The 16,441-nt window shown below is 70.4% G+C and carries 13 protein-coding genes and 3 pseudogenes; 8 read left to right on the top strand and 8 right to left on the bottom strand.

Going from position 1 to position 16,441, the window contains the following annotated elements; translation table 11 throughout:
- Positions 1-1,981 (bottom strand): annotated as a pseudogene (locus ACFY0T_RS45900) (glycoside hydrolase); the annotation flags it as partial.
- Between the two features lie 189 nt (positions 1,982-2,170).
- Here ACFY0T_RS45900 and ACFY0T_RS45905 point away from each other — a divergent pair.
- Entirely contained in the window at positions 2,171-2,641 is a 471-nt protein-coding gene (locus ACFY0T_RS45905) for an MEKHLA domain-containing protein (RefSeq protein WP_388884510.1), read from the top strand.
- An 82-nt stretch (positions 2,642-2,723) separates the two neighbouring features.
- Here ACFY0T_RS45905 and ACFY0T_RS45910 read toward each other — a convergent pair whose 3' ends face one another.
- Positions 2,724-3,161: a cupin domain-containing protein gene (locus ACFY0T_RS45910; RefSeq protein ID WP_388884568.1), complete on the bottom strand. Its 438-nt coding sequence runs from the start codon at positions 3,159-3,161 to the stop codon at positions 2,724-2,726.
- A 386-nt stretch (positions 3,162-3,547) separates the two neighbouring features.
- Here ACFY0T_RS45910 and ACFY0T_RS45915 point away from each other — a divergent pair, with 386 nt between their 5' ends.
- Positions 3,548-4,045: a sigma-70 family RNA polymerase sigma factor gene (locus tag ACFY0T_RS45915; RefSeq protein WP_388884511.1), complete on the top strand. Its 498-nt coding sequence runs from the start codon at positions 3,548-3,550 to the stop codon at positions 4,043-4,045.
- Here ACFY0T_RS45915 and ACFY0T_RS45920 read toward each other — a convergent pair.
- Positions 4,042-6,240, bottom strand: a complete 2,199-nt coding sequence (locus ACFY0T_RS45920; RefSeq protein WP_388884512.1) for a BTAD domain-containing putative transcriptional regulator — start codon at positions 6,238-6,240, stop codon at positions 4,042-4,044. The two genes, ACFY0T_RS45915 and ACFY0T_RS45920, sit on opposite strands and share 4 nt — an antisense overlap.
- 329 nt (positions 6,241-6,569) lie before the next feature.
- On the opposite strand from ACFY0T_RS45920, the gene ACFY0T_RS45925 reads away from it, so the two are divergent.
- Positions 6,570-7,172 (top strand): hypothetical protein, encoded by a 603-nt coding sequence (locus tag ACFY0T_RS45925; protein ID WP_388884513.1) that lies wholly within the window; start codon positions 6,570-6,572, stop codon positions 7,170-7,172.
- A 239-nt stretch (positions 7,173-7,411) separates the two neighbouring features.
- Here the strand turns inward: ACFY0T_RS45925 and ACFY0T_RS45930 are convergent, their stop codons facing one another.
- The gene (locus tag ACFY0T_RS45930) at positions 7,412-7,606 is read right to left on the bottom strand and encodes a hypothetical protein (protein WP_388884514.1); all 195 of its coding nucleotides are present in this window, start codon (positions 7,604-7,606) and stop codon (positions 7,412-7,414) included.
- Positions 7,607-7,667: 61 nt separating this feature from the next.
- Between ACFY0T_RS45930 and ACFY0T_RS45935 the strand changes: the two genes are divergently transcribed.
- The 5 genes and pseudogenes from ACFY0T_RS45935 (at position 7,668) to ACFY0T_RS45955 (ending at position 11,144) form a co-directional block, all read left to right on the top strand.
- Positions 7,668-7,904: a hypothetical protein gene (locus tag ACFY0T_RS45935; RefSeq protein ID WP_388884515.1), complete on the top strand. Its 237-nt coding sequence runs from the start codon at positions 7,668-7,670 to the stop codon at positions 7,902-7,904.
- Positions 7,865-8,233: pseudogene (locus ACFY0T_RS45940) on the top strand (molybdopterin-dependent oxidoreductase); the annotation flags it as partial. The gene ACFY0T_RS45935 and the pseudogene ACFY0T_RS45940, both read left to right, overlap by 40 nt.
- A pseudogene (locus tag ACFY0T_RS45945) lies at positions 8,187-8,844 on the top strand (cytochrome b/b6 domain-containing protein). The pseudogenes ACFY0T_RS45940 and ACFY0T_RS45945, both read left to right, overlap by 47 nt.
- Before the next feature lie 83 nt (positions 8,845-8,927).
- Positions 8,928-10,508, top strand: a complete 1,581-nt coding sequence (locus ACFY0T_RS45950) for a tannase/feruloyl esterase family alpha/beta hydrolase (protein ID WP_388884516.1) — start codon at positions 8,928-8,930, stop codon at positions 10,506-10,508.
- 45 nt (positions 10,509-10,553) lie between these two features.
- Complete coding sequence (locus ACFY0T_RS45955) at positions 10,554-11,144, top strand: DUF308 domain-containing protein (protein ID WP_388884517.1); 591 nt, start codon at positions 10,554-10,556, stop codon at positions 11,142-11,144.
- 71 nt (positions 11,145-11,215) lie between these two features.
- Here the strand turns inward: ACFY0T_RS45955 and ACFY0T_RS45960 are convergent, their stop codons facing one another.
- The 4 genes from ACFY0T_RS45960 to ACFY0T_RS45975 all read right to left on the bottom strand — a co-directional run bounded on the left by ACFY0T_RS45960 (position 11,216) and on the right by ACFY0T_RS45975 (position 16,021).
- Positions 11,216-12,448, bottom strand: coding sequence for a cytochrome P450 (locus ACFY0T_RS45960; protein ID WP_388884518.1), 1,233 nt, complete (start codon positions 12,446-12,448; stop codon positions 11,216-11,218).
- 139 nt (positions 12,449-12,587) lie between these two features.
- Positions 12,588-13,442 carry a Bax inhibitor-1/YccA family protein gene (locus tag ACFY0T_RS45965; RefSeq protein ID WP_388884519.1) on the bottom strand — a complete coding sequence of 285 codons (855 nt, stop codon included), beginning with the start codon at positions 13,440-13,442 and terminating at the stop codon, positions 12,588-12,590.
- Positions 13,443-13,587: 145 nt separating this feature from the next.
- Positions 13,588-14,055 carry an SsgA family sporulation/cell division regulator gene (locus ACFY0T_RS45970; RefSeq protein WP_388884520.1) on the bottom strand — a complete coding sequence of 156 codons (468 nt, stop codon included), beginning with the start codon at positions 14,053-14,055 and terminating at the stop codon, positions 13,588-13,590.
- Between the two features lie 268 nt (positions 14,056-14,323).
- Positions 14,324-16,021, bottom strand: coding sequence for an amidohydrolase (locus ACFY0T_RS45975; protein ID WP_388884521.1), 1,698 nt, complete (start codon positions 16,019-16,021; stop codon positions 14,324-14,326).
- Positions 16,022-16,441 lie beyond the last annotated feature (420 nt).

Below are 16,441 nucleotides of genomic sequence, written 5' to 3' on the forward strand. Positions count from 1 at the left end.
CGGTGACGTTGGCCGCACCGTGGCCGTCCTCGTCGACGCTGGAGGCCTCGGCGGGGGCGTGCAGGGCGAGGTCGGTGCCGGGGCGGGCGCTGTCGTACGCCGACAGGGTCCACAGGGAACTGCCCCAGCTGGTGGCCCGGGTGAGGCAGCGGACGCGGATGTGGCGGGCCTGCCGGGCGCCGAGGCGGACGGTCTGGGTGTACGCGTCGGAGGACGGGACGAAGTTCAGCGGGGTGTCGTACGCGTAGCCGAACTGCCGTATGCCGAAGCGGGTGGTGCGCCGGTCGCTCTCGGCGCCGCCGGCGCGGGCGGTGAGGATGAGGTCGTGGAGGGCGGGCTCGCCCAGGCCGTTGGGCCACCACAGCTCGGGGTTCCGCATGCGCAGGGCCGCGAACGCGTCGGGGGCGAAGATGACATCGATGTCTTCGCCCGCCGGGACGGTGACCGTGCGCGAGACACGGACGTCGCCGAACTCCGCGGTTACCGTGGTCTCGTGGGCGGCGGAGTCGGCGTTGCGCACCGGGACGGTCAAGGTCAGCTCGGCGACCGACAGGTCCGGCAGCGCGGGCAGCACGGTGTCCACGCGCGGGTCGCCGAGGACGATGTGCCCGGTCGATCTCAGGCGTACGTGGTTCCAGATGCCGGCCGCGCGGTCGCGGACGGCGGGCATCCAGTCCCAGCCCGAAGAGGCCAGATATGTCGGTGAGTTGAGGTTCATTGTGTTGGCTCCGGCGTCCACCCAGGCCTCGCCCGCAGGTCCCTTGTCGCCGGGGCTGCCGGGCACCGGCATGGGGGAGATGCGTACGGCGAGTGCGTTGCCGCCCTCGGTGGTGAGGAGGTTGGTGATGTCGTGGGCGGAGCGGGCGAAGGGGAAGGTCACCTCGCCCATTCCGTGTCCGTTGAGCCAGATCTCGGCCTTGTGGTTGACGCCGTCGAACTCCAGCCAGATGCAACGCCCTTGGCCGGTGCGCAGCCCGCGGGGCAGGTCGAAGGCGCGCCGGTACCACCAGGAGTGGCGGGACAGGGCCTCGGGGATTCGCAGGTTGTTCAGGCCCGCGACCGGGTCGGGCAGCTTGCCCTGGTCGACGAGGGAGGTGAGGACGGTGCCGGGCACGGTCGCGGGAAGCCAGCGGGTGGTGTCGACGCCGGTGCGGGAGAGCGCCGCGCCGGTCTGCGGGGCGGCCCTGCTCGCGCCGTCCGCCCAGTCGTCCAGGGTGAGGGTCCACCCCGACTCCAGCGGCACCGTGCCGTCGGCGGCCACGGTGAGCCGGGGGGTGTCGCCGTGGTGGGTGCCCCAGTCGGTCCAGCCGGTGGCCTTCGGGCGGTGGGCCGGGGCGGTGCCGTAGACCTCGAAGCCGTTGAGGCCAAGGGGGTTGGGGCTGGAGCGTCGGCGGGCCGTCAGGCGTACCCAGCGGGCAGTGACGGGGATCGGCAGCGGGATGTCCACCACACCGCCGGTGCCGGCCGTGGTGCGGTGCACGCTGGTCCAGGCGGTGTGGTCGCGGGAGGTCTCTACGGCGAACTCGCGGGCGTAGCTGGAGAGGATCTCCTTGCCGGTGGTGCCCTGGCGCGGGTTGCCGCCGGTGGGAGGCGTGAAGACCGGGTCGCTCGCGTCGGCCTCGAAGGTCAGCCGGACGCGGTCGACGTGGCAGTCCGCCTGGAGGTCGACCTCGATCCACTGCGGGTCGCCCGCCTCGGCACGCCAACCGGTGCCGCGTACGCCCCGAGTGGGGAGCGCGTCCACCGCGAACCCGGCGGGGGTGGGCGCGTAGGCCTGCGAGGAGGCACGGACGGGGCGATACGCGGCGATCTCACCCGACGCGGACGGGCTGCCGTTGCCGGTCGCACCCGCGGTCGCAGGGGAGGCTTCGGCCGTCGGCGTGAACACCGTGCCGAGGCCGAACCCGGCCAGCAGGGTCGAGCCGGTCGCGACGATGGTGCGCCGGGAGGTGGGCCGCGAAAAGCGCAACTGATCGGCCATGTGTGATCTTCCCATCACGGGGTGTGAGAAAGTGGCAGCGGCGTGTGTGTTGCCTGGCATACGGAGGCGACTCCCGAAACCTGACAACGTTGCCATAGGGTGTTGGGACAGATACTTCCCTGTCAAGGCTCTTGACGAAGAAGAAACCCCCGAAGCAACCACAGCCGTCCCGGACAAAGAAACATGTGAATGGTGATGACAACCCTCGATGACGGCGCCTTCGCCGAACTGCTGCTCTCCAGCCATCTGCGCCTGGTGGGCGAGCCGCTGTGCCCCACCGCGTGGGAGTCCGGGCAGGACGCCGCGCGCTGGCTGTACGAGCAGGCCCCGTTCGGGCTGCTGGCGCACGACACGTCCGCCGATCCGCGCTTCGTCTACGCCAACAGCACGGCGCAGGGCTGCTTCGGCTACTCCTGGGACGAGTTCGTCGGCCTGCCGTCACGGCTGTCGGCACGGCCGGACGGCCAGGAGGACCGGGACGCCTTCGTGCGCGCCGTGACGGTGGACCACTACGCCACCGGCTACCGGGGGATACGGGTCGGCAGGACCGGCCGGCCCTTCTGGATAGAGGACGTGACGATGTGGGACCTGATGGACGCCGACGGGGGCATCCATGGGCAGGCCGCGATGTTCCACTCCTGGTCGCCCGCGGACGGCTGAGGCCCGCTCCGCGATCCGGCATGCGACGAGCCCGCCGCGGTGTGATGCCGTGGCGGGCTCGACGTATGTGAGGCGGGGAGGGCTACTGGAAGTTGCAGCCCGGGTTCGGGGCGTCCTCCGACAGCGGGGCGCCGTGCGGCAGGACGTACAGGACGTCGAGGACGACGTCGGTCTTGCCGAGGTTGCGGCCGATGTGCACGTGATCCGCGCCGGACGGCTCGGTCAGGGACTGGCCGGACTTGTAGACGCCGTCGGCCTGGCAGTCGGAGTCGAAGTGGCTGAGGGTTCCCTGCTGGACGAAGCCGTAGAGGGTTCCGTCGTGGTAGTGCCAGCCCGTGCTCTGGCCTGCGGGGATGGTGATCTGGCGGAGGATGTAGTCCGTCCCGCCGAAGGTGGTCTGGGAGATGATCTTGCCGGTCACACCCGGTCCGGCCGGGGTGGCGAACGCGGTACCCGCGCCCAGGGACAGACCGACGGCGGCGGCCATGGTCACGCCCAGCCGCAGCAGGTTCTTACGCATAGTGGTCATACCTTTCAGGTGACTCTTCAGTGCGGCAGTCTCACACACATGTCTTATGGCGGTCCGGCGCACACATTGCGCTTTGGTCAAGGCGGCGCGACTGTGCGTGACATGCAACTCATGTGTGGCGATTGTTTGGAACCTGCCAGGGCGGGGAATCGGTGAGCAAGGCGGTAAAAGACCTGGTGAGGGGGTCTGTCTGGGCCGCCTATCGGGCATACGTGTTCATCGGGCACAGGCGCGGCAGCAGGACGACACAAACACAGCATTTTTCTGGCACATGTCGCTGCCTACAGTGCGAATGCGGGGGTTACATCCAGCCTCCGGTCGCCGCACCACAGAGAACCAGGATGGTTCAGAACACTATGGCTACGCCCCTCACGGCTATGTCCCGGTCCGAACTGCTCGGCACGATCATGAGGGAACACCGGGAAAGCCTTGTCTCGTACGCCGAGAAGATGCTGGGAGACCACGGACTGGCCGAGGACATCGTCCAGGAGGCCATCATCCGGGCCTGGCGGAACGTCGACCGTCTGCTCGGGATGGACGGATCGGTCCGCGGCTGGCTCTTCACCGTGACCCGGCATCTGGTCATCGACTGGGTGCGCAAGCCCCATGCGCGCAGAGAGGTCGTCGGAGTCACGTACAACGACCCCGTGTCACGGACCGACGGCACGGAGGCGGTGCACGACGTCATGGTGGCCAGGCCGCTGCTGCAGCGGCTGTCCGCCGAGCACCGTGCGGTGCTGGTGCACATATACCTGTGCGACCGCAGCATCCAGGAGACCGCCGGCATCCTCGGAGTCCCGGCCGGCACCGTCAAGAGCCGTCACCACAACGCCCTGCGCAAGCTGCGGGGGGTGGTGCGGCCGGAGGCCGCCTAGGAGTCGGTGGGCTGGAAGCACATCTCCAGGGCCGAGGTCAGGCGGCGGTGGAGGGTCTCGTCCTGTGGGTGGTTCTCGATGGACCCGATGGAGCGGACGAGTTCCGGCAGCAGGTACTGCTCGGCGACGATCCACTCGGCGGCGTCCGCGCGTCCGTTGAACCGTTGGGGGCGGACGCCGGGGCGCGGGGGCGGCAGGAGCACGGTGCCGCGATGGGTCGCGAGGTGCGCCGTGGCGGCGTCGGCGCTGTAGAGATAGTGTTCGAACATCCTGGTCAGGGCCTCGGAGCGCGCGGTGGGGGAGTCGAGGACCGCGCTGAGTTCCCTGGCGTAGGTACGCAGCAGTTCGTGGCAGGTGTACCGGCCCGCGGTCAGTTCGACGAGCAGGTGATGGTCCATCAGCTCCGCCACGTCCTGTCGGGTCCTGCGCGGGTCGGTGCCGGCGAGGCTCGTCGCGGCCGGCATCGCGATGTCGCGCGAGGGGTGCAGGCTCAGCAGCCGGAACAGCCGCGCGGCACTGCTGCTCAGCGCCTCGTAGGAGCGGTGGAAGGAGCCGCGGGTGTCGGTGCGGTCGTCGCGGCACGACAGCGCGTCGAGACAGGCGTCGCCGTCCTGGAGTCCGGCCGCGAGTGAGGCCAGCGGAAAGCGTGGCTGCACCAGCGCCCGGGCGCCGGTGACGGCCAGTGCCAGCGGCAGTCCGCCGCACAGTTCCACGATCTCCTCCGCGGCGGTGTGCTCGGCCCGGACCCGGTCGGTGCCCAGGCGCCGGTCGAGCAGTTCCAGTCCCTCCGCACGGGTCATGGGATCCAGCGTGATGATCCGGGCGTTGTCCGTCACCGCCAGACCCTCAAGCCGCCGTCGGCTGGTGACGACGGCGACGCATCCCGGGGTGGCGGGGAGCAGGGGGCGTACCTGCTCACAGTTCTCCGCGTCGTCCAGGACGAGGAGCAGTCGGCGTCCGCTGAGGGCGCTGCGGTAGAGGGCGGCGAGCGCGGCGACGCCGGCATGGGCACGGTCGTGCTCCACGCCCAGTGCGCCGAGGACCTCGCTGATGGCTTCGGCGGGGTCGAGCGGGGGCCGGGAGGGGTGGTGGCCCTGGAGGTCGATGTGGATCTGCCCGTCGGGGAAGTGGTCGGCGACCAGGTGGGCCCAGTGCACGGCCAGCGTCGTCTTGCCGACTCCCGCCATGCCGCAGATGGCCGCGGTCATCGTGGGCGGGCGGCTCTCGCCCTTGATCGGCAGGAGTTCCAGGCACTGGCTCAGGGGTTCGCGGCGGCCGGCGAAGGAGGCGCAGTCCGCGGGGAGTTGGGACGGGCGGCCGGGTTCCGCGGGCGGGGGCGGCGGGGTGTCCGGCGTGCGGGAGGCCCGGCGCTGGAGCAAGTGCTGCTGGGCGGCGCGCAGTTCGGGGCCGGGTTCGACGCCCAGTTCCTCGGCGAGTGCGCCGCGGATGGTCTCGAACTGTCGTAGGGCTTCGGCCTGACGGCCGGTGGCGGCCAGGGCTGCGATCACCCGGGCGTGGAGGGCCTCGTCGAAGGGGTGGTTCTCGAGGGCGTTGCGCAGCACGGTCAGGACTTCTTCGGTCAGCGCGGGCGCCGCGGTCAGGACGGCGTCGGCGGCTTCCTTCACCGTGGCGACGAACTCGTGTCCGACGGAGGTGAAGACCGGGTGCCGGGCCACGGAGGTGCCCGCCGCGACGACAGGTCCGCGCCACAGCCTGAGTGCTTCGATGAAGTCCTGTGCGGCTTCGGCGGGCGTGCCGTCGCGGAGCGCGAGCTGTGCCTGGGCGCGCAGGTCGCGGAAGCGCAGCAGGTCCGAGCTGGAGGTGTCGACCAGGAGCCGGTAGCCGTCGGCGGCGCGGACGAGGTGTTCGGCGTTGCTGCGGCTGCGCAGTTCGGGTTCGAGTGTTCTGCGCAGGGCGCCGATGTGTCGGTGCACCACGTTGACGGCGCTGGGTGGCGGGTCCTCGTCCCACAGGATGTCGACCGCTTCGCCCAGAGTGAGCGGCCCGGGGGCGCGGAGCAGCAGCAGGGCGAGCAGGGCCAGGCGTTTCGGGGGGCCCACGTCGATCTCGGTGTCCCCGCGCGTCGCCCGTACGGTGCCGAGGACTGAGTAGCGCACTGTCGCGTCCATCTCGCGGCTGGCCTCGCTGTTTCTCCAGTGGTGCTGCTGGTCGCCCATCCGGTCCGTCGTCACCACGTCGGTGGGGGACCCACGCCGTCTCCGCGTGCGGGGCGTGTGGCCAAGACCGCGAAGTGTAGCCACGTTCCGTGACATGTGTGCGCGGTTGGAGGTGTCCCGGTGGGGTGCGGTGTCGAGTCTGACAGGGCGGTGACAGTCGGTGGATCGGTCACGTGACTTAGCGTTCCTCGAGAAGGTAACCGGTCTAACAGGTGACGATACTCACGCATGATGGCATCACCTGTCAAGGTGGTTACGTGACGGGCCGGCGGCGGCGTGAGCGGGAGAGGAAGCCCGTGAACCCCGGGGTGGCTCACTCCGTTCAACCTCAGAGAGGGAGGTGCCCCTTGTACGTTCTGGTCCCCGACGACCCCGTGTTCTACGCGAAGTTCCAGAGCCTGGAGGAGCCGCTCCTGCGCCACCTCTACCGGCTGCACCACTCGGGTGCGGACTCCGACGACGAGCGGGTCATCTCGGACGCCTACGACAGCTGGGTGCAGGTCCTGCTGAAACTGCCGCTGTGGGCGCGCTGGCACACCGAGGACGCGCCCGCGGTCCCCGCTCCGGCCGAGCCGCCGCCACCCCGCTACACGCTGTACAGCATGCGCGGCGACCAGTTGACGAGCCTCTACCCGATCGAGGTGACCGCGGTCGACCTCGGGCATCTGACGGCCTGCCTCGATCTGTTCGCCGGCACAGGTCCCGAGCCGCCCTACGGCGAGGAGCGTGTCGACGATGTCTTCCGGCGGGTCATGGACGTGCTGCTGCTGCCACCACCGCCGGGCCTGCTGAACATCCTGCGGTTCGTCGGGTCCCAGGGCATCGCACTCTCCGTGACCCTGCCGACCGAGCACGAGAGGGAGTACCAGCGCTTCTGCGAGGAGATCGTGACCATCCTCAGCTCGGGCGACACCTTCGCCTATCGCAGCCATCGGGCCATGTATCTCTGAGGTGTCTCGCCGGAGCGACCGGACGCACATGTTGTGCTGAACCTTTCCGGTCCACCGTCACGTTCTCCAGATGGAAGGTTCCGCCGTCGACACGCGGACGGGGGAGCCGGGACGGGACGCTCGGAGTCCAGCCACGCTCGTGTGATCCGTTCGCACCTGCGTGGTCCGTCCCCGTCCCCGCACCGGTGGCCTGGGTCCCCCCTCGGGCCACCGGTGCGCTCACTCATGTGCAGAAGGGTTCACGGATGTCCGCCACGCAGGCGCAGGTCACGGACGGCACCCGTCGCTTCGAGGAACTGCTCGCCGTCCACACGGTCATGAGCCGGGGCGCGGAGCTGGTCGCGGAGTCGTTCACCCGGCTGGCAGGTGGCGCGGCCGTCGAGACCAGCACTCTGGTGGCGACCGTGCGGTGGTTCGTCGATTTCGTACGCCATCACCGGAAGACCGAGGACGAGCTGCTGTGGCCGATGCCTACGGGCGCGGTGCCCCGAGGCGGTGCGCAGTCTCGACCTGCTGGACGAGGGCGACGACGCGCTGGCCGAGGGGTTCGACGAGCTGGAGAGCGTCATCGAGCGGATCGCCGAGGAGCGCCGGGTCGGCGGCTCGGTGAGCTGGGGGCACGCGATGAAGGAGGGGACGCTTGCATCGGGTCCGGCATGGGCTGACCGGGCACTTCGCCGTCGTACAGCCGCGACGGCTGGCGCGTGGACGACACACCCTTCGAGGGCGTGAAGCTGGCGGACATCCTGGATGCCGCCGAGGTGCGTTCGCCGAGCGCGGCCGTCCGGTTCACCTGCTTCGACGGCGCGTACACCGAGAGCCTCACCCTCGAACAGGCCCGCCGCTCGGACGTGTTGGTGGCGCTGAACATGCAGGACAAGCCCATCACCCACGCGCACGGCGGACCGGTCCGCCTCTATGTGGCGCCCATGTACTTCTACAAGTCGGCCAAGTGGCTGTCCGGCATCTCGGTCACCGACAAGGTCGTCCCCGGCTACTGGGAGGAGCGCGGATATGCGGTCGACGGCTGGCTCGACGGCGCCGACCGGGACGCGGCCTGAACCCGAGGGCCGCATCCGCCGCTTCACCACCGCCGAGCGCCTGGTCCACCGGCTACCTGATGCTGCTGTGCCTGGTCACCGCCGCCTGTCTCTACCTCGGGCCGCTGGCCCAACTGGTGGGCCGACGGCACCTGATGGTCACGGTCCACGAGTGGTCCGGCATCCTGCTGCCCCTGCCGTTCCTGCTGGGGCTGCTGTCTCCCGCCTTCCGCGCGGACCTGCGCAGGCTGAACCGCTTCGCGGTGTACGACCGGCAGTGGCTGCGGGCCGTCCGCCGGCGCCGGACCTCGCCCGAGGCCCGCCCGGCCGGCAAGTTCAACGCGGGGCAGAAGCTCTACGCGGGCTGGATCGCCGGCGCCGTGCTGGTGATGATGTTCACCGGCCTGCTGATGTGGTTCATGGGGCTGCTGCCCTTCATCTCCCGCACCAGTGCGATCTTCGTCCACGACATCCTGGCCTGGGCCATCACCTTCGTCCTGATCGGACACATGCGCAGGGCCTTCGAGGACCCCGAGGCGCGGCTGGGCATGCGTACCGGATACGTAAGTCGGTCGTGGGCGGAGCGCTACCACTCGCGGTGGTTGCGGGAAGAGCGACAGACCGTCGAATGACTGTAGTCGGGCTGTGCGACGCACAGCCAGAGTGCACATGTGTCGCCGCTTGGGCGCACACCTACTTCTTGGATGGATGAACCATGAGACGACTCCTCACTGTTCTCGCGGCCGGTGTGCCGCTCGCCGCGGCGGTGTACCTGCCGACCGCCTCGGCGGAGCCCCAGACCACCTCCACCCCCCTCAACTGTGCGGCGCCCTCCGTGAAGGCCCCCACCGGCACCAAGGTGGAGTCCGTGACCGCGATCAGCCAGCCCGGCGGCACCATCCAGGGCACCGGCGTCCTCCAGGGGACGGTCACCGACGTCCCGGCCTACTGCGAGGTCACCGTCACGCTCACCCACCCGGGCGCCGACGACCACGCCAAGGTGCGGACCTGGCTGCCCGTCAACGGCTGGAACGGCCGCTTCCAGGGGCTCGGCGGCGCCGCCTACCTGGCCGGTGACAACAACGTGGGCCTGGCCACCGCGGTCAAGAACGGCTACGCCGCCGTCACCACCGACGCCGGCGTCGGCGACGCCCTCGACACCAGCTGGGCGCTGACCAGCCAGGGCCAGGTCAACACCGCGCTGCTGAAGAACTTCGCCTCCCGCTCCCAGCACGAGGCGGCGGTCGTGGGCAAGGCGGTCGTCGACGGGATCTACGGCAAGGGCCCCGCGTACTCCTACTTCAACGGCTGCTCCACCGGCGGCCGCCAGGGCTACATGGAGGCCCAGCGCTACCCCGACGACTACGACGGCATCCTCGCCAACGCGCCCGCCGTGAACTGGGACGAGTTCGAGGTCGCCACCCTGTGGCCGCAGGTGGTCATGAACAACGAGAAGACCCACCCGTCCTCGTGCGAGTTCAACGCCTTCACCGCCGCCGCCGTCAAGGCCTGCGACAAGCTCGACGGCGTCAAGGACGGCCTGGTCAACGACCCGTCCCGGTGCGACTTCGACCCGCGCCGGCTGATCGGCACCAAGGTCGTGTGCGACGGCAAGGAGCTGACCATCACGGCGGCCGACGCCACCGTCGTACGCAAGATCTGGGACGGCCCGCGCACCGCCTCGGGCAAGAAGCTCTGGTACGGCGTCCCGATCGGCGCCGACATCAACGCGCTGGCCGGCCCCGACCCGTTCCCGGTGCCCGCCGCCTGGGTCAAGCTCTGGGTGGCGAAGGACCCCTCCCTGGACCTGTCGACGATCACCTACAGCCGGTTCACGCAGCTGTTCAAGCAGTCCCAGGCCGAGTACGACAAGGTCATCGGCACCGACGACCCGGACCTGTCGGCCTTCCGCAAGTCCGGCGGCAAGCTGCTGACCTGGCAGGGCGACGCCGACCAGTACATCCCCGCCCAGGGCACCGTGCAGTACCGCGAGAAGGTCGGGCGGGAGCTCGGCAGCGCCAAGAAGGTCGACGACTTCTACCGCCTCTTCCTCGCCCCGGGCACGGTCCACTGCGGCCTCAACAAGGGTGACGGCACCACCGACGACCTCGGCGCCCTGACCGCCTGGGTCGAGCACGGCAAGGCCCCCAAGACGCTGCCCGCGACCCTGATCAACGCCGGCGGGCAGAGCGTCGCCCGCGACCTGTGCAACTACCCGCGCGTCCTGCGCTACACGGGCCACGGCGACCCGGCCCTCGCCTCCAGCTTCACGTGCGTCACTCCCTCCCGCTACTGACCGGGCCGACGACGAGCCCTCTGACCTGAGAAAGGCCGAACCACCATGAGCACGCAGACATCGACACCCACGGGTGCGGCGGCCACCGGCGAACGCGACTCCCTGCTGCGGCTGTACCTCGTCCGCGGTGTTCTGGCCGTGGCGTGGGCCCTGGCCTTCGCCAAGGCCCACGAGAACCTCGACGCCGCGGCGATCACACTGCTGGTCGTCTACCCGCTGATCGACGCGGTGTCCTCGCTGATCGACTACCGGGCCACCCCGAACGGTTCCGAGCGCCGGGTCACCGCGTTCAACGGCGTGCTCAGCACGCTGGCCGCCCTCGCGATCGGTATCGCCGGCGCCGGTGACGAGGCGGCGGTGCTCCATGTGTTCGGCGCCTGGGCCATCGTCTCCGGCGCTGCCCAGGTGATCGTCGGACTGCGGCGCCGCGGCCCCGAGCTGGGCAAGCAGTGGCCGACCCTGATCTCGGGCGGACTGTCCTTCCTCGTCGGCATCACCTACAACATCCAGGCCGCGGGCGACAACCCCTCGCTCGACGTCCTGTCGGTGTACGCCACGGGCGGCGGGGTGTGGTTCATCCTCCAGGCCCTGCTGCTGGGCTGGAAGTCCCGCCAGCTGCGCAGCCGGGCCGCCTGAGCCTCGCGTACGACGTCCCGGCCCGCGTCTGCACGACGCGGGCCGGGACGTCTTGTTGTACGTGTGTGTCGTCAGCCGACGCGGTAGAGCACCGGAAGGGACAGCATCCCGCGGATGATGCCGGAGCCGATCCACTCCAACTCCTTCGCCGGTACGGCGAGTTCGAGTTCCGGGACGCGGGCGAGCAGGACCCGTAGCGCGATGGTCGTCTCCAGGCGGGCCAGCGGGGCGCCCAGGCAGTAGTGGATGCCGTGTCCGAAGGCCAGGTGCCGGGCGGCGGGGCGGGTCACGTCGAGTACGGCGGGATCGGCGTCCTCGGCCTGCGGGGCGTCGCGTCCGGCCGCGCCGAGGGCTACGACGACCATGCTGCCCCGCGGGATCGGTACCCCGGCGAGTTCGAGGTCCTCGGCCGCGTAGCGGCTGGTGGAGCGCTCGACGGAGGGGTCGTAGCGCAGGAACTCCTCCACCGCGCCGGGCATCAGCTCGGGGCGGCCGCGCAACTGCCGTAACTGGTCGGGGTGTTGGAGCAGGGCCAGCACGGCGTTGCCGAGCAGGTTCACGGTGCTCTCGTGGCCGGCGACGACCAGCATCAGTGCCGTGCCGACGAGTTCCTCCTCGGAGAGGCGGCCGTCCTCCTCGTCCCGTACGGCGACCAGGGCGGACAGCAGATCGTCCTCGGGGCTGCGGCGCTTGTCCGCCACGAGGCCGGCCAGCAGGCCGTGCAGGCCGGTCAGTGCCGCGCGGTGTTCGGGGGAGGCCACCCGGAGGGCCTGGGACGACCACTGGCGGAAGTCGAGGCGGTGTTCCTCGGGGATGCCGAGGAGTTCGGCGATGACCGTGGCGGGGAGTGGGGCGTTGAACGCCGCCACGAGGTCCGCCTCACCCGCTGATGGCAGCGCGTCGATCAGGTTGTGGGCGATCTGCTCGATGCGCGGCGCCAGTTCGGCCGTACGGCGTGGGGTGAAGGCGGCCGAGGCCAGCCGCCGCAGCCGGGTGTGCTCGGGCGGATCGGCCTCCATCATCTGCGCGCCGAGCCCGACGGAGGGTTCGTTGAGTACGTAACCGGCGGCGGCCAGGGCCTCGGCGGCGGGGGTGTGGTCCTTGAGCAGGGCGGGGTGGGTGAGCGCCTCGCGGGCCAGGTCGTAGCCGACGACCACCCAGCCCTTGAGGCCGAGGTGGAACTCGGCCGGATGGATGGGGCCGAGATCGCGCAGGCGGGCGTAGCGGGCGGGGGCGTCCGCCTTGAAGGCGGGGTCGATGACGACCCTCGCGGCCTGGTGGGGGCACTGCTCGTGGGGGCTCATGCGGTGTCTCTCCCGGTCCGGCGGTCGGGTCGTCACCAGGAGAACGAGCGGGGTTCCGGGCGGGTTCAGCGAGTGCGCCCGCGCGCGGACATGCCGAGGGGCACGCGCCGCCGCGCGTGCCCCTCCCCTGGTGGAGCACTCAGTTGTCGCTGTTGAAGAGGGACAGCACGCGCAGCACCTCCAGGTAGATCCACACCAGGGTGGTGGTGAGACCGAAGGCGGCCAGCCATGCCTCCTCGCGCGGGGCGCCGTAGGCGACGGCGTCCTCGACCTGCTTGAAGTCCAGGGCCAGGAAGGCCGCGCCGAGCACGACGCCGACGAGACCGAACAGGATGCCGAGGCCGCCGCTGTGGAAGCCGAGGCCGTCACCCGCGCCGAAGGCGGAGAAGAGGAGGTCGGCGAAGAGCAGCAGGACGAAGCCGGTCGCGGCGGCGCCGACGAACCCGGCGAACCTCTGGGTCACACGTATCCAGCGCATCCGGTACGCGATCAGCACCCCCGCGGACACCGCGAAGGTGCCGAGGACCGCCTGTACGACCACGCCCGGCGCGATGTAGGTCGAGACGGTGCTGGAGAGCACGCCGAGGAAGACGCCTTCGAACGCCGCGTACCCGAGGATCAGAGCCGGGGCCGGGGTGCGCTTGAAGGACTGGATCATCGCCAGGACGAAGGCGACGAGGGCGGCGCCCGTCGCGAGGCCGTAGGAGCGGCCGATGTTCGCCTCGTCGACAGGGAGCAGGAGCCAGGACAGTACGGCCGTCAGGATCACGGTGCCGAGCGTCGTCGCGGTGCGGACGACGACGTCGTCCATGGTGACGGCGGTGCCGCTGGTCCGCAGGGACGTGTCCGCGCCTGGGGCGTAGGGGTTGGTCGTGTAGTCGTCCGCCGGCCTGCCGCCGACCGTTGTGCCCACCGGTCGGCCCGTGCGTGCGGCTGTCCGACCGGCGTCACTGGCGCCGTCCCAGCGGGACAGGAAAGGGTTGCTGGTCCTCACTTCGGTCCTCCTCGTCCGCCGCACACGTGCGGCCTGTGGCACAGGTGTGTCGTCGGGACGGAAACCCTGCGCGTCACCACTCTGACAGGTGACGAGACGGGGGGCAAGTCATCCGTGTGTCATCCCGGTGTGGGCCCGGCCACGGTCACTCCGAGGCCGCTCCTGGGCCGTCGAGCAGCCCGACGAGAAAGCCGTCCCAGTCCAGACCGGCCATCTCCGCCTCGGCAGAGGTGACCCGGTACGTCGCGTCGAGCCAGTCCGCCAGGGGCGGGATGGGGACCTCGAACAGGGCCTCCACTTCCGTCGATTCGAGCAGCAGCCAGGACGAGGGCCGTTCGCCGGGCGCCATCGGCCACATCCGGACGTCGCCGCAGCCGCTCATCGCCGTCAGGCCGCGATGGAGCAGTTCACGGCCGATGCGCCAGACGAGCCCGGGGCCGCGTTCCGCCACGAACTCGACCGTGATCACCGCGGGCATGTCCGGGTCGAACCGGAATTTCGCGGTGATCGGTTGCCGGGTGAACTCGTCGACCAGCTGGTCGATATCCAGGTACAGCGAGGGCACGAGCTCGGGCGCCGAGCGCGCCCGCAGGGGTGACTGATCACGGTGCACGACAGGAGTTCCCCCTCCGTGGGACGAAGTCTGTGTTCACCACTCTTCGCCGGGCGCTGTCGTCGCACATCGGTCAGTTGACGGTCAACGGTCGGCCCTGGGCAGGACCGTTGACGGTGTCGGCGGCGTCGGTGCGGAAGGCCGCCGGGAGGTGTGCCGCGGACCGGGGGCGGTTTGACGTAAGTCACGGCAGACCTCCGCCCGCGGTCGCGGGGGCGAGACGACCACGGGCGGAGGTGTGTGCGGGGCGGGGCGAGGCGTCGCGCCGTCAGGTCACCGGGGCGAGGGCGGGGCCCGTGCCGCCGAGCTGCTCGGTGGACACGATCGGGGGCACCGGCCAGGTCACGCCCTTCGGCGGCCAGGTCTGGCCGGTCGCCTTCAGGAACTCGGCGGGCGGCTCGTACAGCGGAGGCTGGTTGCCGTCGGGGATCATCGAGGCCCACTCGACGCCCTCGGTGCGGTCCTCGAACTCCTGCTTCATCGCGTCCAGCAGGTCCGGCTGCTCGATCAGGTCGATCGCGCCCGCCGCCAGATAGCGGGCGGCCGACAGCAGCGCCTGGTGGCCGATGTTGGTGGCCGCCGTCGCGGTGGCACCCCAGTTGTGGTTCGGGATGCCGGGCGGGTAGGCCGCTGACAGCAGCACGGCGGTGGGCGCCTGCCAGCTGATGTCGGCGGTGTCGGTGGCCAGACCCCCGGTGTAGGCCGCCGCCGGGGGAGCCAGCGGGGTCAGCTCGGTCGGCATGCCCACCTCGAGCTTGCCCAGTGACTTCTGGACCGCCTTGGCGAGGGCGTGGTCGGCGTCGGTGAACCGCGGCGCGCCGAGCTGCCGCATGTTGTCGTTGAGCAGCTCCGCGCCGGCCTTGTTCGCCAGCAGATTCCACGTCGCGGAGTGGAACTTGTGCACCAGACGGGTCTGGCTGGCCTGGGCCGCGGCCTTGCCGCACTCCACGATCTTGTCGTACAGCACCTTGGCGCGCGCCGGGCTGCCCTCGCGGACGAAGAACCAGATGGAGCACATGTCCGGGGTCACGTTCGGGGCACCGCCGCCGTTGATGATCGCGTAGTGGAAGCGCCCGGACGGGGCGACGTTCTTCTCCCGCAGGTACTCCGACATCGTCGCCATCAGCAGGGCGCCGTCCAGGCCGCTCTTGTTGCCGAGCGGGGTGCCGCCGTGGCCGGAGGCGCCGAGGAAGGTGAACGTGGCCGATATCAGCGCGCTGGTGGTGTTCCAGAACGGCACCGTGATGTTGAAGGGGTGCCAGTCCAGGAAGGCGTCGAGGCCGTCGTAGACGCCCGCCTTGACCGCGTACGCCTTGCCGACGAGCTGCTCCTCGCCCGCGCTGCCGAACAGCTTGACCGTGGCCTTTAGGCCGTGGGCGCGGATCGCCCGCGCGACCGCGATGGCGGCGGCGGTGCCGCCCGCACCGAGGGCGTTGTGGGCGTCGCCGTGGCCCGCGCCGTACGTGGGGCCGTAGGCGTCGTAGTTGTAGACCAGCGGGTCGTGGGTGCCCACGCCCTTCTTCTGCGACAGGCCGGGCAGGGCGTCGTACTCCGCGTTGAAGCCGATGACGGGGCCCTCGGTGCCGTACGTGGCGACGAACGCGGTCGGGAAGCCGCCCGAGCCCCATGCGACGGTGAAGCCGTTGTCCTGGAGCAACTTCGCGTGCGCGAGGGAGGACTTCCACTCGCGCAACGACAGCTCCGCGTGCTGCCAGACCTCGTCGCTGAGCCTGGTGATCGCGCCCTCCTCGGCCGCGATCCAGTCGAGGGCGGTCTGCTTGGCCGCGGTGTTCCGCGCCAGCCCCTTGGGGGCCCGGTACGTGGCGGGGGAGACCCCGGTCTTCTCGTCGTACCCGAGGGTCGCCGCGAGCACCGGGTCGGCCTGGAGGATGGCCGCCGTGGTCGCGGTGGCGCCCAGACCGAACATCTTCAGCAGGCGTCTGCGGCCGGGATGGAAGTCGTTCACGTCAGCCTCGTCCTCGGTGTGTGTGAGTGTGTGATCGTGACATCTCGCCCAGGAGAATATGTGTCTGCCGCCGGCACGTCATGCATGCCGGATGGGTGTGAACCTTTTTCGGTCCGTCTCCGTTGTTCTGTACAGATGCCCTTCACTCGGCTGAGGTGTGAGGGGCTCAGCGGCCGTCCCGGACCCCCGCCGGGCCGGCCGCGCCTGTATCTGCCTCGCGGATGGCGTGCTGGCAGGCCCAGCCTCAGCCTCAGGCCCAGGCCCAGTTTCAGGCCCAGTTCCAGGTCGTAGCGTCACATGTGAGTCGCCAGGACAGGGCCGTGCGTGCAGAGGACACGTTTCCGCTTAGACTCGACGGTGACTGCGGCGGGAGACGGCCGCGGTCACACCTGTGCGGTCGGGGCGGCGATACGGCCGGGG

This window comes from Streptomyces sp. NPDC001530 (assembly GCF_042894545.1).
In the GTDB taxonomy this organism is placed as follows: Bacteria; Actinomycetota; Actinomycetes; order Streptomycetales; family Streptomycetaceae; genus Streptomyces.

Bases quoted from the DNA above. Each gene is read 5' to 3' on its own strand.
- ACFY0T_RS45905 (WP_388884510.1), top strand. From the start codon at position 2,171: ATGGTGATGACAACCCTCGATGACGGCGCCTTCGCCGAACTGCTGCTC.
- ACFY0T_RS45910 (WP_388884568.1), bottom strand. From the start codon at position 3,161: ATGCGTAAGAACCTGCTGCGGCTGGGCGTGACCATGGCCGCCGCCGTC.
- ACFY0T_RS45915 (WP_388884511.1), top strand. From the start codon at position 3,548: ATGTCCCGGTCCGAACTGCTCGGCACGATCATGAGGGAACACCGGGAA.
- ACFY0T_RS45930 (WP_388884514.1), bottom strand. From the start codon at position 7,606: ATGGCGTACGAAATCGACGAACCACCGCACGGTCGCCACCAGAGTGCT.
- ACFY0T_RS45950 (WP_388884516.1), top strand. From the start codon at position 8,928: ATGAGACGACTCCTCACTGTTCTCGCGGCCGGTGTGCCGCTCGCCGCG.
- ACFY0T_RS45955 (WP_388884517.1), top strand. From the start codon at position 10,554: ATGAGCACGCAGACATCGACACCCACGGGTGCGGCGGCCACCGGCGAA.
- ACFY0T_RS45960 (WP_388884518.1), bottom strand. From the start codon at position 12,448: ATGAGCCCCCACGAGCAGTGCCCCCACCAGGCCGCGAGGGTCGTCATC.